Genomic DNA, 23,588 nt, shown 5'->3' with positions numbered 1-23,588 from the left:
TCCATAACTGCACACTGAGCGTATCGCTTGGCGTGATATGATTCCTTACGAGCATAATCCTCGTAAGAGATATTTTTCTTATAATAAAAATATTGACCCTAAAGTCATTTTCAATACCTGGTTACTTTAAGAATAAATCCCGTCAAAAGAGCCTGAGTTTTCTTTTTAAAATTTCCACCTAGATTATTCACAAATGACAAGAGAAGAACTTCAAAATCTTTCAAAAAAGAGACTTAAAGAGTCTAAGTATCTAATTGATGGAGGGTTTTATGATGGAGGATATTATCTTTGCGGTTACTGTATTGAATGTGCTCTTAAGGCTGTAATTGCTAAAAGTATTCCCAAAAACACCTTTCCAGATAAAACATTTGCCATAAATGTCTACACGCATGATTTAACCCAATTACTAAGGTATAGTAATTTGAAAGCACAATTCGATCAAGATATTGCTGCAAACATGAATTTGAAGACTAATTGGAATATTGTTAAAGACTGGTCTGAAATTAAGAGATATGAGTTTAGTAGTAGAGTACAAGCGGAGGATTTATATAGAGAAGTTTCACATAGACAAAATGGTGTATTAAAATGGCTAAAGCAATATTGGTAGAAGAAAATATTAAAGTAGGCGAAAAAATTCTCGTAGAACTTGATAAAATAATTCCTGATATAATTGGTGCTTTTTGGTTTCTCTTTGAAGAAACTCAAGAATGGAAACTGATATTCGTCTCTCCTACTTTTGATACAAAAGGTCCTAGGTTTGCTTACAAGTTAATTTTGGATGTTCTTCAAAAAAATTCTATTAAAGAAAACTTGATTGCTTTTGAAGATATTTCTATTTTACCCGTGAGCAGTCCAATTTTTAGTCTATTCAAAACTGCCATAAAAACTGGAAAAGACATATCGAACATTAGATTTCGAAAAAATAGCATTAATGGTGTTATTATAGAAGATGCAATGTTGTATAGAGTTTTGTCGAACAAACAGGTTGCGTAAATCTTGATAACAAATTCCTTAAAAGCCTGCCATATCAGTAGGCTTTTTTAATAATCATTCCCCAAAAAACAAAATGCCCTCTGACATAGTCTGAGGGCATTTTTTCTGAAACAAAACCACAAGAACCATTACTTGTGGTCATGCTTGTATAGTTATTAATCCTAAACTTCTACTAAAGATTCGTCGTGTTGTGAGATATCCAAACCTACTCTTTCTTCTTCTTCTGTTACACGCAAAGGAATAATTTTGTCTGTAATGAACAACAATGCGTAAGATGCTAAGAAAGCGAAAGCTGAAACTACAACCAAAGCTACGATGTGTTTGATGAACAAAGAAGCGTCACCACCAATGAACAAACCTTCTTCAGCTACTGCTCCGTTGATTGCTTTTGAAGCAAACAAACCAGTCAACAACATACCCATCATACCACCTGTTCCATGACAAGGGAATACGTCTAGAGTATCATCCAATTTAGAGTTAGCTCTCCAGTGTGCTGCGATGTTAGAAACGATTGCTGAAACTGTACCGATAAAGATAGCTGCTGGAACTGATACAAAACCAGATGCTGGCGTGATAGCTACTAGACCAACTACTGCACCGATTGAGAAACCTAATGCTGATACTTTACGACCACGAGTTACATCAAATAATACCCATGACAAACCCGCTGAAGCCGCTGCTACGTGAGTTGTTGCGAAAGCTGAAACAGCCAAAGCACCTGCACCTACTGCTGAACCAGCGTTGAAACCGAACCAACCGAACCATAATAAACCTGTACCTAACAATACGTAAGGGATGTTTGCTGGAGGAAGGATGTTTGCTTCTACGTGTGATTTACGACGTTTCAAGTAAATAGCACCTGCTAATGCTGCCCAACCTGCTGACATGTGTACTACAGTACCACCTGCGAAGTCAAGAACACCATATTTGAACAACCAACCTTCTGGGTGCCATGTCCAGTGAGCTAATGGAGCATATACTACTACACAGAACAATACCATGAATAATACGAATGCACGGAAGTTGATACGTTCTGCCAAAGCACCTGAAATCAAAGCTGGAGTGATTACAGCAAACTTCATTTGGAAGAAGGCAAACAAAGCAAAAGGAATTGTTGGAGCTAATGACCAAGGCTTGCCATCAAATACACCTTTGAAGAAAGCATACTCAAATGGATTACCGATAAGACCATTGATTGAGCTACCAAATGCTAATGAGAAACCAAAAATTACCCAAATCAATGTAATTACGCCCATTGCAATGAATGATTGCAACATTGTTGAGATTACGTTTTTGTGGTTAACCATACCACCATAGAAGTAAGCCAAACCAGGTGTCATTAATAATACAAGACCTGCAGATACTAACATCCATGCGATGTCACCAGTGTCAAGACCTTCTGTTACAGCAGGACCTGGAGTTGGAACACCAAAAGCAGCAAAAAAAGCAATTACCAGGAGGATCAACATCGGGATCCAAGTTGGTTTTTGTTGTGTCATGATACTAAAAGTTTTAGGGTTTATGGATTTTGTTTTCAGAGAATGTCAACCGTTGCCAACTGACAATTATCTTTAAATTAAGTCAGGAATAAAGGGATAGATATTCCTGACTTAGTTGTAATATCTTAATTAGAATTTGTAAATCATTGCCCAAGTAAATGTTGACTGAGATTTAGTGTCTTTTCCGTCACCATCTACGAAGAAGTTTTTGTCGTAAGAATCAACTCTGAATTCAGGCTTCAATAACAAGTGTCCGTCTGCTACTGTAAATGTAGGAGTAATTGTGAATGAATTTACACTTACACCATTACCATTTGCATCGATCAAAGCAGTTACACCGTCTTTGTTAGAGAATGATTCATAACGAGCACCTAAGCTAAATGTACTTGAGAAGTCATATTTAGGATACAATGCTACACCACCCCAAGTTTTACCACCTTGCTCACCAGTTGCTGCGTTCAAACCAAATAAGAATTTATCAGTCACTTGGTAAGTGGTAGTCAAGTCTAACAAGTTATAAGTTCCTGTTGGAGTTACGCCTGTTACTGGATCTTTTGAGTTACGGTTGATTGTGATACCGTTAACATATACATTCCATCCTGCTGTTGGTTGTACAAATACTTGTGCAATCAAACCTGGTTTGTTGTTGTTGCTATACAATTGGTCAACACCACTTACGATACCGCCCATCAAAGCAAATTTATCAGAGAATGCATAAGCTGCTTTAACACCTACATGGTAGAAAGGTCCATTATTAAATAGGTTCGAAAGCGAGTAGTGATAGTTAGCTGGAGCATCGATTACTTCATAACCAATGTGAGTACCGAACTGACCAGCTGTTAAAGTAAATTTATCTGTAGCCTTCCAGTTGAAATAAGCTTGTTTGATAATCAATGAAGATGATCCGTCTTTTCCTAATGGACCAATGTTGTTACCATAGTTTCCTAAGTCAGCGTTCGGACCGAATGTCAAGTCTACAACAACATCAGATTTGCTAGTTGAGTATCCAATTTTAGTTTGAGCCAAACCTAAAGAGAAACCTGTTTTCTGATCAAATGCTCTAGCTGTACCAGAAGCACCTGTGTTCTTCATATCTCTTGGGTTATTGAAGTTTGACAAATAGTAAGAATCAATGTATCCAGAGAATGTAAACTTACCTTTATCTTCCTCCTTTTCTTGAGAAAATGCTGGAACCGCCAAAAACAAAGAAAATAATGCCGTTAAAGTCTTTTTCATAATATTATTTGGTTAATTGATTAATTATTAATGCTTGATTACAGTGCAAATATTATAGGTAAAAATCATTAATCCAAATTTTTTAGATAATTTTTAAACCTATTTTTTGCTATTTTTCAAAAAATAATCCAAAATCAATCTTTTTATAAACCAATATTATGACTTTTTACATAAAAAATAAACAATCAAGTTCATTTTTAAACTTATTTGGCAAAACACTCAATATGCCAAATATTATTCTTTGCACATTTTGATATTTTTTTGGATTTTTCCAATAAAAAAGCCCCAACTTCTTTCGAAATTGGGGCTTAGAGCCTTTCAGTACAATTGTACTATACCATGTTACTCAGCATGTAACCATGCTTTTTTAGCCAACAATGTTTCTTCGTCTTCCACATACTCTGGGTCTGGAACACAACAGTCAACTGGACAAACAGCTGCACATTGTGGTTCTTCGTGGAATCCCATACACTCAGTACATTTATCGGATACTATATAGTAAAACTCGTCAGAAACCGGAGCCATTGGTTCTTTACCGTTGATAACAGTACCGTCTTCCAATTCAACATCGACCAATTTTGTCCCACCTGACCAAGTCCACTCTACACCGCCCTCATAGATTGCAGTGTTTGGACATTCTGGTTCGCAGGCTCCACAGTTGATACACTCCTCAGTGATAATAATTGCCATAGCTTTTTAAATAATTGATTAAAACGTTATCGGTTTATGGCTATCGGTTAATCGGAAAAGATTATCGCGCTAAATTCAAAATTTATGATAATGGTTTTGATAACTGATAACTAGCCACAAATTTAATAACTAAACAGCGAATAGACTAGATAGTTTGAAGACTATTGTAAAAATTTTATTTCCTCTTTTTGATTACCTTTGTGAAAATTATCGAATGATTATGACATTAGAAGCAAGAATTGAGGCTTTTGTAGCGCTTGGACGCTTTTTGAAAGACGCAAAAAATCAATCAGAAATTGAACTTTGGGTAGAATTAGCTTACCATCAAAACAATTGGTTTACCCCTGAAAATACTCGCTCAGCGATCGAGGCTATCGCTAATTACTTCTTAGACGAGACTGCTATTCGTCGCTGGATTGGTAATTATCAAATACCAAATGAAAACCCAACTCCTAAAAGAGTGGGTTTAATCATGGCTGGAAATATTCCTGCGGTGGGTTTTCATGATTTGTTTTGTGTCCTTATTTCGGGAAATATCAGTGTTGTAAAACTTAGTTCGCAAGATACTGCCTTGATGAGAGGACTTATTTCAAAATTATTGGAGTTTGCTCCAGAACTTCCTATCGAATTTGCAGAACAAATGAAAAATGTGGATGCATTGATTGCTACTGGTTCTGACAACACTGCTCGATATTTTGAATATTACTTCCGTAACAAACCACATATTATTCGTAAAAACCGTAGTTCGTTAGGCATCATCAAGGGCGATGAAACTTCGGAGGAGTTTTTGGCCTTAGGACAAGATATTACCTCGTACTTTGGGCTGGGATGTCGCAATGTGTCTAAACTGTATGTTCCAAAAGGTTATGAGTTCATCAGTTTCTATGATGCAATTGAGCCATTAGGTGACATTTTCTTGAATCATAAATACAAAAATAATTACGATTACAATAAATCAATCTACTTGATTAATGGCGTAAAACATTTTGATAATGGATTCTTGGTAGCAACGCCAAGCGAAAATCTGGTTTCGCCTATTTCTGTCATCTTTTATGAAGAATATCAAAATGAGCAAGATTTGACAGCAAAATTAGCGGTTCATGAAGAAAAAATTCAATGTATCGTAGCCAAAGATAGCTGGTTTCCAAATTCAGTTTCATTCGGAGATTCACAATGTCCTAAACTGGATGACTATGCCGATGGCGTAGATACTATGAAGTTTTTGTTGGAAATGTAAGGATTTTGTTTGCATTGAGTGAGTTTTGATTGAGTGATTTAGTGATTATTAACATAAAAATGCGGTCGTAATTAGTTTTCGACCGCATTTTTTTTGTATGAACCTATTCTTGGATGCCAAGACAATGATGAAAAAAATCACTCATTCACTCAATCTCAATTCACTCAACACCGAGGTTATTCTCTCGTAAAAGTAACCGACTTACCAAAAATTGGTTTGCCAATATATCCTCTCACATCTAAGGTATTACTATTTTTGAGTGTTAAAACACAGTCATACGTTTTCCCACTTCTTGGGTCGTATATAGTCCCGTTTCTCCAAGTATTCTTTGATTCTGCAATAAAGTTTTTCAGTAAAACCAAACCCAACATGGGCTTGTTGCGCAATGACTCATCTTGATTTTTGGTATCCAAAACAGGTTTGCCATTAACCGAAGGTTGTTTAAGCCATGCGATCTTCCCATGATATTTTCCGTTTTCTTCATAGATTTGAATTTTGGAAAGCTTATCCGCCGTTAGCCACATTCCTTCAACAGAAGTACTTTCTGTTTTGTAAAAGTGAGAAAACAACAAAATAAAGCCGATTCCAAAGAGGTTAATGAGCATTTTCATAGACTATCAAATATTGAGTATTGTTAAAGAGTAAACTATTTTGAGCTCTGAATGTTCTGAAACACTTTAACTACGCCATAAGCTGCAATTGAGCCAATTAAAGCTCCACAAATTACATCGCCAGGGTAATGAACTCCAACATAGATACGGCTGTAACTTACAATTATTGCCCAAGGAAATAAAAATTTGACCCAATTTTGGCTTTTTCCGTAGATCAAATAGAAAAAAACAGCCAACGTAAAACTATTGGCGGCATGAGAGCTACAAAACCCATACTGTCCTCCACAACCTCCTACCAAATGTATCACACTGGTTAAACTAGGCTCATGACAAGGTCGTAATCTAGCGACCCAAGGTTTTAGCAAACCAGAACAAACTTGGTCTGAAATCAAAATACACAATAGTATAGCAACAAGTATCTTCCAGCCTGACTTACCTTCTTGTTTAATAATAAAATAAAGAAAAAATAAATACAAGGGTATCCATGTAAACTTATTGGTCATCAAACTCATAAAACCGTCCATGACAGGATGATGAATACCATTCAAGAAAAGAAAGGCTTGTGTATCTAAAGATTTGAGAGATTCCAACATAAAGTGAGGCTATTCTTAATCTGAAACAGATGGATGAGGAGAAAATTAACCGTGTCAAAATCGTGTGGGTATGAGTGGACTCTAAACTATTGCAGATTTGGGATTTGGGATTTCGGAAATAAAGTAAAATACCTTTATTTTTCACAAAATATAGAAGTCTACACTTCCGAAATCCAATATCAGATATCTGAAATAAATGGTTTTTATTATCCTTTGTAGAGTACTAATTGTGAATTTGAATATCAAGATATTAACCAACACACTCAAAACTCAACACTCACATGACACGGTTGGGTATTTTAAACAAATCGTAACACTTTACGAACACGCTCAATCGTTGCTTTGGCGATTTCTTCTGCTTTGGCTTCCCCGATTTTCAATTTTGCTTCTAGCTCGTCTAAGTTGTTCATATAATACTCAAACAAACGTCTTTCTTCGGCAAACTCACGAACTAATACCTCATGCAATGCTTGTTTGGCATGACCGTAGCCAAAGCCACCTGCCAAATATTTTTCACGCATTGAGGCAATTTCTTCTGCTGTTGCTACTAATTCATACAATTTGAAAACGTTACAAGTATCTGGATTTTTAGGTTCTTCTAAAGGAGTGGTATCTGTAACAATTTTCTTAACAACTTTTAGTAATTCCTTTTCAGGTAAAAACACATCGATGAAGTTGCCATACGATTTACTCATCTTTTGTCCATCAATCCCAGGAATCGTCATAACTGACTCATCAATTCTTGCCTCTGGAAGCACCAAAACCTCCTCTTCATATTGGCGGTTAAATGCTGACGCAATATCACGAGTCATTTCGAGGTGCTGGCGTTGGTCTTTGCCAACAGGTACCAAGTGAGCATCATATAAAACGATGTCTGCTGCTTGTAAAACTGGATAGGTAAACAAACCAGCGTTTACACTAGCTAATTTTTCAGATTTTTCTTTGAAGCTGTGCGCATTGGCCAACATAGGGAATGGCGTAAAGCAATTAAGATACCACATCAATTCGGTATGATAGCCAGCCAATCTTGATTGACGGTAGAAAAAGTTTTTCTCAGGGTCAAATCCGCAAGCCAACCATGCGGCTGCAATAGCATAAGTATTTTGACGAAGTGCATCACCATCTTTCAAACTTGTTAAAGTATGTAAGTCAGCAATGAACAAAAATGATTCATTATTTGGTTCTTTAGACAAGGCTACGGCTGGGCGAATCGCTCCCAAAATATTTCCCAAATGTGGACGCCCCGATGCTTGAATGCCTGTTAGTATTCTCATGCTAGAAGGATTAATTGGTTCTTTGTGATATTGAAGCCTTCGCAAGCTTCGAGTCCATTTTTGTACAAAATTCCACAAATTCCTCCAATCCGTCAAATCATGGTTTGAACATTTTGAGTAACTTCACAAATAAGAACTGATACAAATCTATAAAAAGTAAAAATATGGCCATTACTCAACAAACTTTTGAATACCTTAATCAACTCAAAATCAACAATAACCGAGAATGGTTTCACGCCAACAAGAAAGAATACGATGGAGTAAAAGCAAGTTTTGAAGAAACCATCCAAGAATTAATAAATACCATTGGAACGTTTGAAAACCTGTCTGGCGTAAAAATTAAGGACTGTAATTATCGAATTGCTCGTGATGTTCGTTTTTCGGCAAACAAAGCGCCTTACAAAACTTGGCTCTCGGCTAGTTTTTCGGAAGGTGGTCGTAAGTCAGGAAAAATGGATTACTATTTACATATAGAAGATGGAGGCTCCTTTTTGGGTGGCGGTATGTATTCACCAACAGCAGAGCAACTCGCGGCATTCCGTCAAGAAATAGATTTTAGTCCAGAAAGTCTAAAAGGTATTATCTTTGATCCTCTTTTTGTCAAAACCTTTGGAACGCCTGAAGGTGAGAAAGTAAAAACTTCTCCAAAAGGGTATGATAAAAACCATCCAGAAATTGAATTACTGAAATGGAAACAGATGTTTTTCTGGAAAAAATTTACCAACGAAGAGGTGCTTTCGCCCAACTTTGTGGAGCAAGTTACTGAAACCTGTAAAGTGTTAAAACCTTATTTGGATTACCTGAATGTCATTTTCTTCGACCACGAAGAGCCAGATATTCAGTTGTTGTAGGAAAGAAATTAATTCTGAAATAGGTTTTTCCAAACCATTTCTTTGCCAATATTACCCTTAGAAATTATGCAATTTAGTCACTTACACTGTCACACACAGTACTCCTTACTAGATGGAGCTTCAAAAATTTCTGGGCTTTTTGCAAAAGCCAAGGCTGATAATATGCCAGCTGTGGCTATTACCGACCACGGAAATATGTTTGGGGCGTTCCAATTTGTGGCAGAAGCAGGCAAACATGGAGACGTCAAACCTATCGTGGGTTGCGAGTTCTATGTTGTAGAAGACCGTCACAAAAAATCCTTTTCAAAAGACCAAAAAGACCGTCGTAATCACCAATTAATGCTGGCCAAAAACCGCAAAGGTTATGAAAACTTGGTCAAACTTTGTTCGTTGGGATACATCGAGGGTTTATATGGTAAATATCCTCGTATCGATAAAGAATTGATTCTACAATATCATGAAGGATTAATCGCGACTACCTGCTGCATCGGTGCTTCTGTTCCGCAAGCTATCTTAAAACATGGTGAAGAAGAAGCTGAGAAAGAATTCAAATGGTGGCTAGACCTCTTTGGTGAGGATTATTATATCGAGGTACAAAACCACGAAATTCCTGACCAATTAAAGGTAAATGAGGTTTTGCTGAAGTTTGCAAAAAAATACAATGTAAGAGTAATTGCGTCAAATGACTCTCACTATCTCGACCAAAAGGATGCCAACGCACACGATATTTTACTTTGTATCAACACAGGGGAAAAGCAATCAACCCCAACTTATAAGGATGTTGATGATGGTGAAAGTGTAAAAGGAAAACGTTTTGCCTTTTACAACGACCAATTCTATTTTAAGTCAACTCAAGAAATGACTGACCTTTGGAGCCATATTCCAGAGGCGATTGATAATACCAACGAAATCGTTGACAAGTGTGACCACTTGAAGCTGAAGCAAGATATTTTGCTTCCTAATTATCAGATTCCAGCAGGTTTTGTTTCTCAAGACGATTATCTCGAACACCTTACATGGGAAGGTGCTCGCAACCGATATGGTGAAAATTGGGAAGAACCGCACATCAAGGAACGTTTGGCGTTTGAGTTACACGTGGTAAGAACGATGGGATTTGCGGGTTACTTCTTGATTGTACAAGATTTTATCAACGCTGGTCGAGACTTGGGCGTATTTGTGGGTCCAGGTCGTGGTTCGGCGGCTGGTTCGGCGGTAGCCTACTGTATCGGTATTACCAATATTGACCCAATCAAATACAATCTCCTATTTGAGCGTTTCTTGAATCCTGACCGTAAATCAATGCCCGATATTGATACGGACTTCGATGATGAAGGTCGCCAAAAAGTAATTGATTATGTGGTAGATAAATATGGAAAACAACAAGTTGCCCATATTGTCACCTATGGTACGATGGCCGCCAAAATGTCCATCAAAGACGTAGCTCGTGTGATGGATTTGCCATTGAATGAATCCAACGAACTTGCAAAACTAGTCCCTGATAAACCCGGCACTAGTTTGAACCGAGTAATGAATGCCCCTCTAGTTGGTGAAAAATCACTTGCTGAAAAAGAACAATTACAGGCTGAAGATATCGAAAACGTCAAGAAACTTCGTGAAATTCGTCGAGAAGGTTCTTTACGTTCGAAAGTACTAGAAGAAGCTTTGGTATTGGAAGGTTCGGTTCGTGGGACGGGTATTCATGCTGCGGGTATTATCATTGCGCCAAAGGATTTAACTGAAATTTTGCCAGTTGCAACTTCAAAAGAAGTAAACTTATTAATTACGCAATTTGAAGGTAAAATCATTGAAGACGCTGGTGTAATCAAAATGGACTTTTTGGGTCTAAAAACCCTTTCAATCCTAAAAGAAGCCCTTCGTTTAATCAAGCAAAACTACGGTGTAGAAATTGATTTAGATACCATTCCGCTCGATGACGTAAAAACTTACGAATTATATCAACGAGGCGAAACAAACGCTACCTTCCAATTTGAATCTGGTGGTATGCAAAAGCACTTATTGGACTTAAAGCCCGATCAATTCTCGGATTTAATTGCCATGAATGCCTTGTACCGACCAGGTCCTATTGCCTATATTCCCAACTTTATTGCTCGTAAACATGGTCGTGAGGAAATCTCCTACGATTTGCCCGACATGGAGGAATACTTGGCAGATACTTATGGAATTACCGTTTATCAAGAGCAGGTGATGCTTTTATCTCAAAAACTAGCAGGTTTCTCAAAAGGAGACGCCGACGTTTTGAGAAAAGCTATGGGTAAAAAAGACCGCTACACACTTGATAAAATGAAAAGTAAGTTTGTGGACGGTGCTAAAGAAAAAGGGCATCCTGAAGACAAACTCAATAAAATCTGGACAGACTGGGAAGCTTTTGCACAATATGCCTTCAACAAATCTCACTCGACTTGTTATGCATTTGTAGCATACCAAACTGGTTATCTCAAAGCGCATTATCCTTCGGAGTATATGGCTGCAGTGATGTCTAACTCTTTAGGCAACATCGAAAAGATTACTTTCTTTATGGAAGAGTGTAAGCGAATGGGATTGCCTGTGTTGGGACCAGACATCAACGAATCTTACCGTTCTTTTGCCGTAAACAAAAAAGGAGAAATTCGATTTGGTTTGGGTGCCATCAAAGGAACTGGTGATGCGGCTGTAGAATCAATTATCGAGGAGCGTGACAAAAATGGCCCTTACAAGGATATTTATGACTTTGTGACTCGTGTAAATTTACGAACGGTAAACAAGAAAACGCTAGAAAGTTTGGCTTATGCAGGTGCATTTGATTGCTATCCAGAAATCCACCGAGCTATCTATTTTGAAGAAAGTGAAGGTAGTACCTTTATTGAAAAAATTATCCGTTATGCCAACAAATCCACTGAACTAGCTTCCTCAGCCCAAGCGTCTTTATTCGGAATGTTGGGTGATGGTGGCGGAGCAGATATTGCCAAACCAAAAATTCCGAGTATCGAAAAATGGTCTCAAATGGAGCGATTGAAGTTCGAAAAAGATGTCGTAGGGATTTACATTTCAGGTCACCCGCTCGATACCTATCGACTAGAGCTTGATAGTTTTTGTACCACCACTTTGGATAAAGTAATGGATCCTGCTTATCGTGGAAAAGAGGTTAGTGTAGGAGGAATTGTCACCAAAGTAGTGGAACGATATTCTAAAAATGGAAATCCATTTATGTTGTTCACATTGGAAGATTATAATGGCAGTTATGAGTTTGCCCTTTTTGGTGAGGATTTTGTGAACCTATCGAAATACGTTTCTCAAGATAGATTTTTGTATGTACGAGGTACCGTTCGCAACCGTTGGGGCAAGCCTGACGACTGGGAATATAAACCCATGAGTATGCAATTGCTTTCAGAAATTCGGGATAAGTACACCAAAGAACTCAGTATTACTTTAGGATTGCAGTCTGTAAATTCTATGATAGTAGAATCTTTGAATCAACTTTTCCTAAAACATCAAGGTACATGTAGTGTTTCTGTGAAAGTTGTCGATCCTGAAGACAAAGTGGAGGTTACTATGCTCTCAAGGAAGAATAAAATTTCTCCCAATAATGAATTCTTAGAAGAACTTCAGCAAATTAATGGCATTACTTTTAAGTTGAACTAGTTAGAGTGGCATAGTTAGAAAGGAACAAAGTGAATAATCACCGAGTGAGTGATTTGTGCTTTAGTAATTATGTTAAAGTTTGTTATTTAGGAGTAGAGAGGTAACACTTTACGATTAAAGCAGAAATAGCATAGCAATATCAAAAAAGCGGTTGAAAATTATTTTTCAACCGCTTTTTTGATGAAAAATCATAGAATCATCTCAGCTTTAAACTGTTTCTATTGTGTATGCACTTTCAACTTTTAAAGCCGCCTATTTGATTGTTTCTCTACAAATCCCCACTTGGACCAAAAAATTCATAATGTAATTGCCCCTCTGGAATTTCTAGTGATAAAAGCATCTGTTTTACCTGTTTAATAAATAGAACTGGCCCACAAAAATAATATTCTGCATCAAGCGATGAGATATTGGCTTTTAGAATTTCTGGTGTAAGCAAACCATTATAATCTGGTTGGTCAGTCGATAAGGGTTCGTCGTAGATTGAAATCACTTTCAAACTCTTCTTTTTATCCGCCAACTGACGACTTCTTTGTCCAAAAGCGTGAACTTCGCCATTTTTAGCACACTGAATAAACAAAACTTCATTTTCGGCATGATGAAACAAATCCATATACATACTCATCAATGGGGTAATACCCACTCCACCAGCAATCAAAACAATTGGTTTTTGTGTCGGTTCTAATACAAATTCTCCCGCAGGAATACCCAATTTGATGATATCGCCCACTTGTGCTATTTCGTGCAAATAATTTGAAACAACTCCTGCTGGATGACCAGATTCTTTTTTTACGGAGATTCTTAAAGTATTTTGCGTCGTACAACCCGACAAACTATAATTACGTGTGTGGGTGTGCTCTGCGTCGGGAATAACCACATTAACCGCTACATATTGCCCAGCCTTAAAAGGCGGTATTGCTGAGTTGTCTGAAGGTTTTAGATAGAAACTAGTTATAATACTCGATTCCTCCTCTTTTTTGACAATTGTATAATTTTTCTGTCCACGGTAACCACCCTCCTGTTGCTCAGCTTCTTGGTAGATATTCTCTTCGATGCCAATCAATAAATTTGCTAATTCTTGATAAGCCTCTGCCCAAGCATTGATAATATCAGCCGTAGCAGCATCTCCCAAAACGATTTTGATAGCCTCCAATAAATTGGTACCCACAATGTTATACATTTCTGGAGTAACGGATAAACTGGTATGTTTCTGTGTAATTTGGGTTATTGCTTTTGCCAAAACTGCTGGATTTTCGATGTTGGCAGCATACGCATAAACCGCATTCGCTAAGGCACGCGGTTGTGTTCCGTGTGCTTGGTGCGTCATGTTAAACACATTTTTGAGAGAAGGATTTCTTTCAAATAACAACTGGTAAAAAGTTTTCGTAATTGCCTCACCGTGAACGGCTAACACAGGCACAGTAGCCTTTACGATTTCTATAGTTTTTGCACTTGCCATAATTTTACAATAAAGAATAAAAGACCTTTTAATCTTTTATATGGTTAAAAAATATAATTAAAAAAATGTTTAAAAGGTGATTAATCAAAGTAAACTGCAAACTCTCAAAAGGTTTTAACCCATATTAAAAGGATTACCCATTAGTAAAATTTCAATCAATTTTGGATAAATCACCCATAAGATTAACGCTTCAAAAAAGTCAATCCATCAGCCAAACCTGTTGCTACGTCATACAAAGTGGTAGTTTCAAGAAGTTTAGTAATGTCAGCTCTAATTTTAGCAAATTGATTATGTAAAGGACAAGGATTTGCTCCGGAACATTCCTTTAGACCTAATCCGCAACTTTTGAAAATATCATCACCATCCATTGCGCGAACTACCTCTGCCAATTTTTTCTCTTTCATCGCCGATTCGAGAATTTCAAATCCTCCGTGTGGTCCTTTTACCGAAGCCACAATATGATTTTTTGATAAAACCTGCATGATTTTTCCAGTAAAAGCCTCTGGCGATTCTGTGGCTTGGGCAATATCTTTTATCCCCACCCTCTTTTGTGCTAAAGACTGGGACGCAATGTAAATACTGGCCTTGATGGCATATTCACAAGTTTTAGAAAACATAAATACTATTGTTAATTAACATGACAAAGATAAATCATTAATAAAGGATAAAAAAGTCTTTTATTGTATTTTTTTCACAATGCCGATGTAAAAATTTTAGCAATAGGCATCAATATGTTTAGCCTTTACTTTCTATCTTATTCCAGTAAAAATAAAATGGTATCCCTGAGCCAATTAACGCTAAGCCAGAAAAAGCCTGTACAGGTTGAGTAAACAAGGTGACTGTAACTAATACCAAACAAAACAAGATAAAAACAATTGGTATATATGGATAACCCACTACTTTGTAGACTCGTTTAAGCATTGGTTCTTTTTGACGAAGTAGAATCACTCCGTATGCTGTAGCGCCATAATAGATGAAAGAAGCGAAAACCAACATATCTGTCAGTTGATCAAAACTGCCAGACCAAATCAACAGCACTGACCACAAAGCTTGAAATAGTAAGGCAAAAGAAGGAGTTTGATAATTCGGATGAATATGTGCGGTTTGCGTAAAAAACAGCTTATCTCTTCCCATGGCATAAAACAATCGTGCCGACATCAAAATAGTCCCATTCGTGGCATTAAGGGTCGTGAGCAGAATTAAACACGCCAATAAAATCGTTCCAATTGGTCCCATGATTACCTTGGCAACTTCAATAGCCGCAATAGTATTGGGATTTTCATTTATTTGGATAAATGCCTCAATAGGCAATACTCGAAGATATACAAGATTGAGCGACACATAAATCAGTATAACGGCAAGCGTCCCAAAAGTTAGAGCCAAAGGCAAATTCTTTTGGGGAGATTTGACCTCTTCGCCAATAAATCCAATATGGTTCCAGCCTTCGTATCCCCAAAATGCCCCAAGGCAAGCTGCAAATAAGGCTTTAATCCAAGTGCCAGTTGTACGATGTTGATAAATTTCAAAAGATGATGAATGGCTTAAGTTTTCCCACGAGCCCTGAGGGCTCCATAGTCCCCAAAAAACAAAAATTCCTACTGACAAAAACATCAAAAACGTCAGGCTGTTACTCAATTTCTCAGCAATAGTTAATCCTTTGTAGTTGACATACGTTAACGAAGCAACCAAAAGCGTAGCTATAATTTTGATTAATATTCCTGCATCGATGAAGTACAGCGGTAAATTTTTGGCAAAAATAGAATAAAAAGATTCTGCAAACACATAGGATAAGGCGGCAATAGAGGCTGTTTTCATCACCGTAAAATTGCCCCAACCGTACAAAAAAGCAAAGAATGGATTGTACACTTTTCGGTAATATTGATATTCTCCACCCGAATCAGGAAAGAGACTTGCCATTTCAGCCGTTGTCAGTGCCCCCGCCAAGGTGATAAGCCCTGCGACCACCCAACACAATAACACCAACCAAGGCGAGCCCAACTCGGCTGACATTGGGGCTATTTTCTTGAAAACTCCCGAACCAACAATCACACTTACTACAAGCAAGCTAGCCGAACGAAGCCCTATTTTAGGTTGGAGAAGAGACATAGTTGATTGCGGAGTTAGGAATGTTGAATTTTGAGTTTTTGTAGTATTCGCTTTAGCGTTCTGTAAATATGTCAGAAAACAAGCCAATTCATCGTATTTGTGGTGCTTTTTAAAGATTCTCCCTCCTATTTATAGCTTCAACAAAGAAAATCCAAATCCACTTTTTTCATTGAGATACATGAAACCGTTTTTAACTTCAAAACCTCCTGTTACCAAATCCTCTGCCAAGTCAAAACTGCCATCTAAATCGAGATATTTTGTATTTGGACACGCATAAGCAAGGTGTAAGGCAGCCGTGATACTCGCGATGCTTTCGTCATTACAACCCCAAAATAGACTAATTCCAACATTTTTGGCAATTTGGGCTATTTCCAAAGCGGGCAAAAGTCCTCCACATTTCATGAGTTTGATATTAAAAATACCGAATCTTTTGGGTTCTGAAGCAAACTTGATAGCATACTGTGCATCTTTCAAACTTTCATCTGCCGCTATGCTCGATGCGAAATCTAAGGTTTGATACAAGTTGTTTTCCTGTCCTACTTGAATAGGCTGTTCAACCAACTCGATCTCCAAACTTTGGGTATGTTCAAACCATTTTTGTAAGGTATCTAAGTCATAACCTTGGTTGGCATCTACTCGAATCGTGATAGCATTGCCAAACGATTTACGCAAGGCAACTACTCTTTCCAAATCTTCTTGCCAATCTAGTCCTGTTTTTACCTTCAATGTCGAAAAGCCTAGCGAAAGATACTCCTTTGCTTCTTCGACGGTTTCCTCTACACCCTTAATACCAATCGTCACAGACGTAGGCAAGGCTTCGATTTTTCTTCCGTAATAATCAACCACTGGAATGGCTAAATATTGACAAAACGCGTCATGAAGTGCTAAATCAATCGCTGCCAATGTCCCAGGCAAATACCCAAAATATTGATGAGCTTCAAAAATGAGTTGTTGGAAATGTCGGATATCTCTTCCTACTAATTTTTGCACAAAATCTGTTTGTAAAGAAGCTAAAGTCTGAGTAGGATTTTCACCTACAACTTCTTCGGCAGGACTCGCCGAACCTACGCCAATGATACCATTTTCTAGTTCAATTTCTAGAAATACCAATTCAACATCTGTAAATGTACTGTAAGCAATGGTATAAGGCTTGGTGAGCGCCAAATATTTGATATAGGCACGAATAGCAACGATTTTCATGGGTCAAGGTTAGTTTAGAATCACATTTAATACCTCCTCTACCCCATCCTGAAGTGGTAAAACCACGGGTATGCCTAACTCTTTTTGATAGCTTTCTTTAAAAGCAAGATATTCCTCTTCGGTACAATCTTCTGTATTGAGAGCCAACGCGATTACTTCAGCTCCTAGTTGTTGAATCAATGCTATTTCTGAACTCACACTGGGTATTTCGCCCCAATGCGGGTCATTATCGTAATATTTTCTTTTGGGTGCATGTACCAAAACGACCTTTTGGGCATTTCCTGAAATAATAAACTCAAAGCCGCAAGGACCACTTGGGTTTCTTAAGGCAGATTGTCCTTCCAATAGAATAAAAGCGGGCTTAGTCTCTTTCCAACAGGATACAATAGCATGTTCTAATTCTCCTGAAACAAAATCATTGAGTGTCGAATCAAAGACAAAACCGTATTTTCCACCTTGCAACCAACCTGTTTGACCAGTATAAATCATTTCTGCTGAAATACCTTTTTGTGCTGCACATTGACGTAATAATCTGGCGGTGGTACGTTTTCCCAAGGCACAATCCATGCCCATCACTGCCACAATTGGCACGTCTACTTGATTGATTTCGCCTGTCCAAAAATGTAAATCCTGACGTTTCTTGGGCTTACGAATATCTATGAGCTCCAAGTTTTTTTCCTCCGCTAATTTGACAAAAACAGAATTATCCGTCAAATACTCATGAAGTCCATTTACTACAGAAATACCTGCTTCTAAGGCCTTTTCTACGATTCCAACCATGGCTGGAGGCAACACTCCCCCAACAGTTGCCACACCAATTATTAAATAATGAATCTCTGTTAATTGTTCAATAGCATCTTCCAACGAACCAAATACAGGAATATTTCGATGTTTTCCATCCAAAACTTCTCCAGCATCTTTGCCCGACAACTTAGGCGTATCAATTACACCAACGATATCGAATCGTTCGGTGCCCCTGATTAAGCCATGCGCCGTTTTAGCGTCGTTTGTTTCTAATAAACCGTCGGTTAATACTACAGCTTTTTTCATAAAGAGAGGTAATTAATTACTTGATTAAGGGCAAAAACATACGAATGCATCTGCCCTATTAGGATTAGATATTAAGGTGAAAAATGTAAGTTATCTTTTAATCATTTGTCCTGACAATTTCCCAGTAGGTTTTTGGTCTTGCCAAACCAATTCGCCATTGACCCAAACCATTTTAATACCTGATGATAGAGCTTTAGGATTTCTTACATCAGCATGGTCTACAACCGTTTCTGGGTCAAATAGTACCATGTCTGCATAACAATCTGGTTTGATAAGTCCACGATGTTGGATACCTAGGTTTTCGGCTGTTAGTCCTGTCATTTTATAGATAGCTGTTTCCCAAGAGAAAAGCTTTTTTTCTCGAACATATTTCCCCAATACTCTCGTAAAAGCCCCATGTCCCCTTGGATGTCCGCTTCCTGCTCCATCTGAACAGATATTGGTATGTGGCCAAGCCAATATTGCCTCCACATCTTCATCATCCATAGATTTACCCATGATTGCCTCTATTCCTTCGTCATAATCTGGATTTTTCTTGTCAAATTCTTCCGCTTCAGCTACCAAATCCATCAAGGTTTGAGCTTCTGTTTTCCCCCGTAAACCAGCAATTTCAGCAAGTGTTTTACCTGCATAAGATTTGTTTGGCGCAAAACGAACTATGATAGACTCTTTAGGGTCAAAAAGCTGTTCAGTTGCCATCTGGGCACTCTCAAGATTGGTATAATCTCTTTTAGGAAAAAGAACTCTTAAAGTCGAATGCCAAAAAGTATATGGATAACAATCTGCCGTAACTTGAATTCCTTCTGCACGAGCTTCTTGGAGTTTTGCCAATACTTCGTGAGCAGATTTCCATTGAGAACGAATGGCTATTTTTCCATGTGAAATTTGAACAGGAATCTTTGCTTCTCTGCCTATATCAATAATTTCGTCAATAGCCTCTGTTAAATTTATATCCTCACTTCTGATATGACTCATATAACGTCCGCCGTTGATGGCTGCAACTTTAGCTAGTTCAAGGACTTCATCACGATTCGAGAAAAAGGAAGATTCATATTCAAGACCTGTATTTAAGCCAATGGAACCTTTCTGAAGTTCAGTTTCTAATAAAACTTTCATTTTTTCGACCTCCTCAGGCTTAGCAGTTCGGTACAAACCTCGCGGTCCCATTACTTTCTGTCGGAGCGTCGCATGGCCTGTGTAGGAGGCAACATTAACGGCTACAGGTTTTTCTTTCATCCATTTACTCAAACTATCCATGGCATAGCTACTTCCATCTTGACCGATTACAATGGTAGTAATTCCTTGGCTGAGCATGGGAATGGCTGTGGGGGTCTTGTCTAAACTTCCATAATGATGGCTATGCGAATCAATAAACCCAGGTGCCAGAATTTGTCCATTTCCATCGGTTACAGTCTCGCCAACAAAAGGTTCTAATTTGCCAATTTCCCAAATTTTGTTATCTTTAATCCTAACCTGAACTTGTTGACTTGGCAACCCTGTACCATCTATCAATTTGATATTTTTGATTAAATGTGTTTTAGGTAAATGAAAAGGTTGACCAGCAAGTATTTTTTTGAGAATATTTCTAAAAATTGGGTTTGTTCCATTTGATAGCAGAATGGCAGTTGTTTGGGTTTTGTTATTTCTGAAAATAGCATTTTGAAAACCAACCCATGAGCCATTGTGTTCAAAACCATTCTCGAAAATTCCCCAACCAAAACCATAAGGATAACTTGAGCCATCTTTGAGTTGAACAGGTTTGAAAGCCTCCGCCCAAGTAGCAGGTTTTAACACCTTATTTTCTGTAACCAGTTGAATCCATTTATTCAAATCCTCTGCACTTGAGTAGATATTGCCATCGCCAACAACCCCATCCAAGCGAATGAGGTCATTGGAAATAGCTTTCCCATTTTTTCTTTCAAAACCTAAAACACGTTTTCTGTTTTGATTAGGACCATTTAGAAAATAAACAAAAGTGTTTTTTAGTCCAAACGGCTGGGATATTTGAGTGCTGAAGAAGTGTTCAAAAGAAGTTCCCGATGCTTTTTCGATAATACTTGCCAAAAGTAAATATCCCGTATTACAGTATTCCCATTTTGTACCAGAAGCAAAATTGAGTGGTGGGTGTTTTTCGGCGAGTAATTGAATGAGCTTATCGTTGGTAAGAGTATCTAAGGTATTGAGATGGCTCATAGCCAAATCAAAATATTCTGGCAAACCAGAAGTATGGGTCAGTAGTTGACGAATGGTAATCTCTTGATAAGGGAAATTTGGAATAAAATGGATAACCTTCTGGTCATATTCCAATTTCCCTTGCTCAAAGAGTTTCATAGTCATCGTTGCTACGAATTGTTTAGTAATTGAGGCAAGATTGAAGGGCTGAGCCGCATCTAGCGCATTGCGCTGTAAGTAATCTGTATATCCGAGTGCCTTTTGAAACTTGATTTTCCCTTTCTCAGACAAAAGAACCACTCCGCTAAATTGACCCTGAGCGTGTAGCACTCTCATGGCGCTATCCACTTGAGCAATTTTCTGAGGAGTCAGTTGAGCTGTTGTCCTACAAAAAGGATAAAACACTGCCAAAAGCAGCAAAAACAAGTTTCTTTTTAGAGGCATCATATCAGATGTTTATGCTGATTACTTAGTTTAAATTTATATTTTATTCTTTAAAGTACTCAAAAATGCCTTGCTAATTTTTGTCATTTTCAAAAAAATAAGCATATTTTGCTTTATCAAGATAAAATTAAATTATTAAACAGAATATTATGCTGGACTCGACCGACCAACAAATTCTTCAGTTATTACAGCAAAATGCCAAACTAACCATTAAAGAATTAGCCGAAATGTTGAATCTAACCACCTCGCCTGTATTTGAGCGAATCAAGCGGTTAGAAAAAGACGGTGTTATATCTGGATATGTAGCCTTAGTAAACCCTGAAAAAACTGGACGTGGACAAGTAGTTTTCTGTAATGTTTCCATGCCGATTTATACCCACGAGAATATTGATACTTTTGAGCAAATTGTTCAAAATATGCCAGAAGTAATAGAGTGCTATCATTTGGCGGGTACGGTGGATTATCAGCTAAAAGTATACGTCAAGGACATTAAAGAGTATGATAGTTTTTTGCGCAGAATGGCCGAAATTCCCACGATTAAGGTGCATAGCAGTACGGTGGTGCTTCATCATGTTAAATACACAACGGCAGTACCAGTGGACTAAATCTTGTATCTCTGTAAATCAAACTAAGAGTATGTTTTAAAATTTTATTTGGCATTTATCCAAAAAAGCAAAATTTCCTTTCGCAACTCCTTACTTTTCTTGTCTTGACACAAGAAAAGTAACAAAAGAAAGTCAAGAAATCCTAAACTCGCCTGCGGCTCAAACAACAGGATTTCAGAAAACAAATACAGACTTTTTTATTTTTTTTACCTGTAAAATTCAAACATGTTCTAAATTTTTTCATAAAATCGTCAACACAAAAACCAATGAAATTATCCTTTCTTTCGGCAAGTACTATGGCTTGCCTTTTGGGCTTTTCAGCTATTGGACAAAAAGGTGGTCCAGAAGTGAAAAACTTAAAAAATATCAATCCTAATGCCATCAAAGCGACCATGACCTTTTTGGCAGATGATTTGGTCGAAGGTCGTCAGCCTGGAACTAGAGGCTTTTCTGTTGCGTCAAAATTTGTAGAAACACAAATGATGCGAATTGGCCTGAAACCAGCCATGCCCGATGGTGGTTATCTACAACCCGTTCCTTTGAAAAAAGGGATTGTTAGTGAAAAACTCACTGCCATGACCCTCGGAGAAGAAACTTTGACTTACGGTCAAGAGTTTATCGCGAGTCCGTATATGCCACAAGCGGAATCGTCAGTATCAGCTCCCTTGGTATTTGTAGGCTATGGTATTTCGGCACCAGAAATGCAATATGACGACTACAAGGGTATTGATGTGAAAGGCAAAATCGTTGTATTATTCAACGCGGCGCCTGAAAGTTTTCCTTCAAATCAAAGAGCCTATTTTACCACAAACCCTGTCAAATATAACGAGGCCATCAAACGTGGTGCCGTTGGAGTTATCTCAGTAAATTTTCCTAACGACAAACGTTCGACTTGGGAGGCTACTGTTCGCAGAACTAAACAAGGGACTTTCAAATGGTTGAATAAAGAAGGTCAACCCAACGATGCCTTTCCTGCCTTGAAAGCGGTGGCAACCTTTAATCCTGACAAAGCAGAAAAACTATTTGCCAAATCGGGAAAAACCTTTGCTTCGGCTGTAGAAAGTACCAAAGCTGGTAAAGCCGAGTCATTTGACCTCAACATTCAGGCAACTATTAAAGTAAATACGCAATTTACCTCAGTAGCAGGTTCAAATTTGGTGGGTATGATCGAAGGTTCTGACCCCAAGCTGAAAGACGAATATATTGTGTACACAGCACACCTCGACCATTTTGGCATCGGTGCACCTGTCAAAGGTGATTCAATTTATAATGGTGCGCATGACAATGCTTCTGGCGTTGCTATTCTGTTAGAGATTGCTCAAACCTTCAAAAATTTACCTGAAGCGCCAAAACGTTCAATTGTTTTCACCATCGTTACAGGTGAAGAGTTTGGTTTATTGGGTTCTGATTATTTTGCAAGTAACAGTCCACTCAATGGAAAAATCGTAGCAGATTTGGCCATTGATATGCCATTCTTCTTCCATCCTATTTTGGATATTGTGCCTTATGGTGCACAGCATTCGAGTTTGAATCAGCAGGTAGAAAAAACAGCAAAGATTTTAGGCTTAGGCATTAGTCCAGATCCATTCCCAGAGCAAGTGGTATTTATTCGTAGCGACCATTTTAGTTTTATCAAAAAAGGTATTCCAGCCTTGTTTATCAAAAGTGGTTTTAAAACTGTCCCAAGTGACACGATTGATAGAAGCAAATCTGACGTTGGTTGGAGAAGCACCATCTATCACACGCCGCAAGACGATATGTCACAACCATTCGACTTTGATGCGGCAGCCACGCATGTAAAAGTTAATTATTTGATTGGGTACTACGTTGCACAGGATTCAAAATCACCAGATTGGAACGTAGGAGATTTCTTCGGAGGAAAATTTGGCAAGAAATAAGTAAAAAAAGGAATGACGTTTGTCATTCCTTTTT

At 37.9% G+C, this 23,588-nt stretch carries 19 protein-coding genes; 7 read left to right on the top strand and 12 right to left on the bottom strand.

Translation table 11 applies throughout. The annotated features are described in order from the left end of the window. Nucleotides 1–193 precede the first annotated feature (193 nt). Nucleotides 194–607 (top strand): HEPN domain-containing protein, encoded by a 414-nt coding sequence (locus QM524_RS03980; RefSeq protein WP_283343600.1) that lies wholly within the window; start codon nucleotides 194–196, stop codon nucleotides 605–607. Beyond that, nucleotides 586–993: a hypothetical protein gene (locus QM524_RS03975; RefSeq protein ID WP_283343599.1), complete on the top strand. Its 408-nt coding sequence runs from the start codon at nucleotides 586–588 to the stop codon at nucleotides 991–993. The genes QM524_RS03980 and QM524_RS03975 overlap by 22 nt, the downstream gene beginning before the upstream one ends. A 161-nt stretch (nucleotides 994–1,154) precedes the next feature. Here QM524_RS03975 and QM524_RS03970 read toward each other — a convergent pair whose 3' ends face one another. The 3 genes from QM524_RS03970 to QM524_RS03960 all read right to left on the bottom strand — a co-directional run bounded on the left by QM524_RS03970 (nucleotide 1,155) and on the right by QM524_RS03960 (nucleotide 4,418). Continuing rightward, nucleotides 1,155–2,492, bottom strand: coding sequence for an ammonium transporter (locus QM524_RS03970; protein ID WP_283343598.1), 1,338 nt, complete (start codon nucleotides 2,490–2,492; stop codon nucleotides 1,155–1,157). 129 nt (nucleotides 2,493–2,621) lie between these two features. After that, nucleotides 2,622–3,728, bottom strand: coding sequence for a porin (locus QM524_RS03965; protein WP_283343597.1), 1,107 nt, complete (start codon nucleotides 3,726–3,728; stop codon nucleotides 2,622–2,624). Nucleotides 3,729–4,070: 342 nt separating this feature from the next. Then, on the bottom strand, nucleotides 4,071–4,418 hold the full coding sequence (locus QM524_RS03960; RefSeq protein ID WP_095165955.1) for a 4Fe-4S dicluster domain-containing protein: 348 nt from the start codon (nucleotides 4,416–4,418) through the stop codon (nucleotides 4,071–4,073). Between the two features lie 220 nt (nucleotides 4,419–4,638). On the opposite strand from QM524_RS03960, the gene QM524_RS03955 reads away from it, so the two are divergent. After that, nucleotides 4,639–5,655, top strand: coding sequence for an aldehyde dehydrogenase family protein (locus QM524_RS03955; protein ID WP_283343596.1), 1,017 nt, complete (start codon nucleotides 4,639–4,641; stop codon nucleotides 5,653–5,655). A gap of 176 nt (nucleotides 5,656–5,831) precedes the next feature. On the opposite strand, the gene QM524_RS03950 is transcribed toward QM524_RS03955, so the two are convergent. From QM524_RS03950 to trpS, 3 genes are all read right to left on the bottom strand, one after another. Continuing rightward, a complete protein-coding gene (locus QM524_RS03950) occupies nucleotides 5,832–6,266 on the bottom strand; it encodes a DUF2147 domain-containing protein (RefSeq protein WP_283343595.1) in 435 nt (144 codons plus the stop codon). Nucleotides 6,267–6,301: 35 nt separating this feature from the next. Further along, complete coding sequence (locus tag QM524_RS03945; RefSeq protein WP_283343594.1) at nucleotides 6,302–6,859, bottom strand: phosphatase PAP2 family protein; 558 nt, start codon at nucleotides 6,857–6,859, stop codon at nucleotides 6,302–6,304. A 299-nt stretch (nucleotides 6,860–7,158) separates the two neighbouring features. Continuing rightward, the gene (gene trpS / locus QM524_RS03940; protein WP_283343593.1) at nucleotides 7,159–8,133 is read right to left on the bottom strand and encodes a tryptophan--tRNA ligase; all 975 of its coding nucleotides are present in this window, start codon (nucleotides 8,131–8,133) and stop codon (nucleotides 7,159–7,161) included. A 164-nt stretch (nucleotides 8,134–8,297) separates the two neighbouring features. Here trpS and QM524_RS03935 point away from each other — a divergent pair, with 164 nt between their 5' ends. Next, nucleotides 8,298–8,984 (top strand): DUF2461 domain-containing protein, encoded by a 687-nt coding sequence (locus QM524_RS03935; protein WP_205749592.1) that lies wholly within the window; start codon nucleotides 8,298–8,300, stop codon nucleotides 8,982–8,984. Between the two features lie 66 nt (nucleotides 8,985–9,050). Continuing rightward, nucleotides 9,051–12,623 carry a DNA polymerase III subunit alpha gene (dnaE, locus tag QM524_RS03930; protein WP_283343592.1) on the top strand — a complete coding sequence of 1,191 codons (3,573 nt, stop codon included), beginning with the start codon at nucleotides 9,051–9,053 and terminating at the stop codon, nucleotides 12,621–12,623. Nucleotides 12,624–12,891: 268 nt separating this feature from the next. On the opposite strand, the gene hmpA is transcribed toward dnaE, so the two are convergent. The 6 genes from hmpA to QM524_RS03900 all read right to left on the bottom strand — a co-directional run bounded on the left by hmpA (nucleotide 12,892) and on the right by QM524_RS03900 (nucleotide 21,054). Continuing rightward, nucleotides 12,892–14,079 (bottom strand): NO-inducible flavohemoprotein, encoded by a 1,188-nt coding sequence (gene hmpA, locus QM524_RS03925; protein ID WP_283343591.1) that lies wholly within the window; start codon nucleotides 14,077–14,079, stop codon nucleotides 12,892–12,894. A gap of 182 nt (nucleotides 14,080–14,261) precedes the next feature. After that, nucleotides 14,262–14,696 (bottom strand): RrF2 family transcriptional regulator, encoded by a 435-nt coding sequence (locus QM524_RS03920; protein WP_283343590.1) that lies wholly within the window; start codon nucleotides 14,694–14,696, stop codon nucleotides 14,262–14,264. 118 nt (nucleotides 14,697–14,814) lie between these two features. Further along, entirely contained in the window at nucleotides 14,815–16,185 is a 1,371-nt protein-coding gene (locus QM524_RS03915) for an APC family permease (RefSeq protein WP_283343589.1), read from the bottom strand. Nucleotides 16,186–16,314: 129 nt separating this feature from the next. Then, nucleotides 16,315–17,385: a mandelate racemase/muconate lactonizing enzyme family protein gene (locus QM524_RS03910; RefSeq protein WP_283343588.1), complete on the bottom strand. Its 1,071-nt coding sequence runs from the start codon at nucleotides 17,383–17,385 to the stop codon at nucleotides 16,315–16,317. Between the two features lie 9 nt (nucleotides 17,386–17,394). Continuing rightward, nucleotides 17,395–18,435: a DUF1611 domain-containing protein gene (locus QM524_RS03905; RefSeq protein ID WP_283343587.1), complete on the bottom strand. Its 1,041-nt coding sequence runs from the start codon at nucleotides 18,433–18,435 to the stop codon at nucleotides 17,395–17,397. A 90-nt stretch (nucleotides 18,436–18,525) separates the two neighbouring features. Then, the gene (locus QM524_RS03900; RefSeq protein ID WP_283343586.1) at nucleotides 18,526–21,054 is read right to left on the bottom strand and encodes a serine hydrolase; all 2,529 of its coding nucleotides are present in this window, start codon (nucleotides 21,052–21,054) and stop codon (nucleotides 18,526–18,528) included. A 146-nt stretch (nucleotides 21,055–21,200) separates the two neighbouring features. Between QM524_RS03900 and QM524_RS03895 the strand changes: the two genes are divergently transcribed. Both QM524_RS03895 and QM524_RS03890 read left to right on the top strand, forming a co-directional pair. Beyond that, nucleotides 21,201–21,656 carry an Lrp/AsnC family transcriptional regulator gene (locus QM524_RS03895; protein WP_283343585.1) on the top strand — a complete coding sequence of 152 codons (456 nt, stop codon included), beginning with the start codon at nucleotides 21,201–21,203 and terminating at the stop codon, nucleotides 21,654–21,656. A 266-nt stretch (nucleotides 21,657–21,922) separates the two neighbouring features. Then, complete coding sequence (locus QM524_RS03890; RefSeq protein ID WP_283343584.1) at nucleotides 21,923–23,554, top strand: M28 family metallopeptidase; 1,632 nt, start codon at nucleotides 21,923–21,925, stop codon at nucleotides 23,552–23,554. The last annotated feature ends 34 nt before the right edge of the window (nucleotides 23,555–23,588 follow it).

Source organism: Flectobacillus roseus (assembly GCF_030056595.1).
GTDB classification, from domain to species: domain Bacteria; phylum Bacteroidota; class Bacteroidia; order Cytophagales; family Spirosomataceae; genus Flectobacillus; species Flectobacillus roseus.
The sequence above is the reverse complement of the archived record's forward strand: the minus strand, read 5'-3'. Positions and strand labels throughout refer to the sequence as shown.

What these genes read in the sequence shown, in the direction of transcription:
- QM524_RS03980 (WP_283343600.1), top strand. Translation starts at nt 194, where the DNA reads ATGACAAGAGAAGAACTTCAAAATCTTTCAAAAAAGAGACTTAAAGAG.
- QM524_RS03975 (WP_283343599.1), top strand. Translation starts at nt 586, where the DNA reads ATGGCTAAAGCAATATTGGTAGAAGAAAATATTAAAGTAGGCGAAAAA.
- QM524_RS03970 (WP_283343598.1), bottom strand. Translation starts at nt 2,492, where the DNA reads ATGACACAACAAAAACCAACTTGGATCCCGATGTTGATCCTCCTGGTA.
- QM524_RS03965 (WP_283343597.1), bottom strand. Translation starts at nt 3,728, where the DNA reads ATGAAAAAGACTTTAACGGCATTATTTTCTTTGTTTTTGGCGGTTCCA.
- QM524_RS03960 (WP_095165955.1), bottom strand. Translation starts at nt 4,418, where the DNA reads ATGGCAATTATTATCACTGAGGAGTGTATCAACTGTGGAGCCTGCGAA.
- QM524_RS03955 (WP_283343596.1), top strand. Translation starts at nt 4,639, where the DNA reads ATGACATTAGAAGCAAGAATTGAGGCTTTTGTAGCGCTTGGACGCTTT.
- QM524_RS03950 (WP_283343595.1), bottom strand. Translation starts at nt 6,266, where the DNA reads ATGAAAATGCTCATTAACCTCTTTGGAATCGGCTTTATTTTGTTGTTT.
- QM524_RS03945 (WP_283343594.1), bottom strand. Translation starts at nt 6,859, where the DNA reads ATGTTGGAATCTCTCAAATCTTTAGATACACAAGCCTTTCTTTTCTTG.
- trpS (WP_283343593.1), bottom strand. Translation starts at nt 8,133, where the DNA reads ATGAGAATACTAACAGGCATTCAAGCATCGGGGCGTCCACATTTGGGA.
- QM524_RS03935 (WP_205749592.1), top strand. Translation starts at nt 8,298, where the DNA reads ATGGCCATTACTCAACAAACTTTTGAATACCTTAATCAACTCAAAATC.
- dnaE (WP_283343592.1), top strand. Translation starts at nt 9,051, where the DNA reads ATGCAATTTAGTCACTTACACTGTCACACACAGTACTCCTTACTAGAT.
- hmpA (WP_283343591.1), bottom strand. Translation starts at nt 14,079, where the DNA reads ATGGCAAGTGCAAAAACTATAGAAATCGTAAAGGCTACTGTGCCTGTG.
- QM524_RS03920 (WP_283343590.1), bottom strand. Translation starts at nt 14,696, where the DNA reads ATGTTTTCTAAAACTTGTGAATATGCCATCAAGGCCAGTATTTACATT.
- QM524_RS03915 (WP_283343589.1), bottom strand. Translation starts at nt 16,185, where the DNA reads ATGTCTCTTCTCCAACCTAAAATAGGGCTTCGTTCGGCTAGCTTGCTT.
- QM524_RS03910 (WP_283343588.1), bottom strand. Translation starts at nt 17,385, where the DNA reads ATGAAAATCGTTGCTATTCGTGCCTATATCAAATATTTGGCGCTCACC.
- QM524_RS03905 (WP_283343587.1), bottom strand. Translation starts at nt 18,435, where the DNA reads ATGAAAAAAGCTGTAGTATTAACCGACGGTTTATTAGAAACAAACGAC.
- QM524_RS03900 (WP_283343586.1), bottom strand. Translation starts at nt 21,054, where the DNA reads ATGATGCCTCTAAAAAGAAACTTGTTTTTGCTGCTTTTGGCAGTGTTT.
- QM524_RS03895 (WP_283343585.1), top strand. Translation starts at nt 21,201, where the DNA reads ATGCTGGACTCGACCGACCAACAAATTCTTCAGTTATTACAGCAAAAT.
- QM524_RS03890 (WP_283343584.1), top strand. Translation starts at nt 21,923, where the DNA reads ATGAAATTATCCTTTCTTTCGGCAAGTACTATGGCTTGCCTTTTGGGC.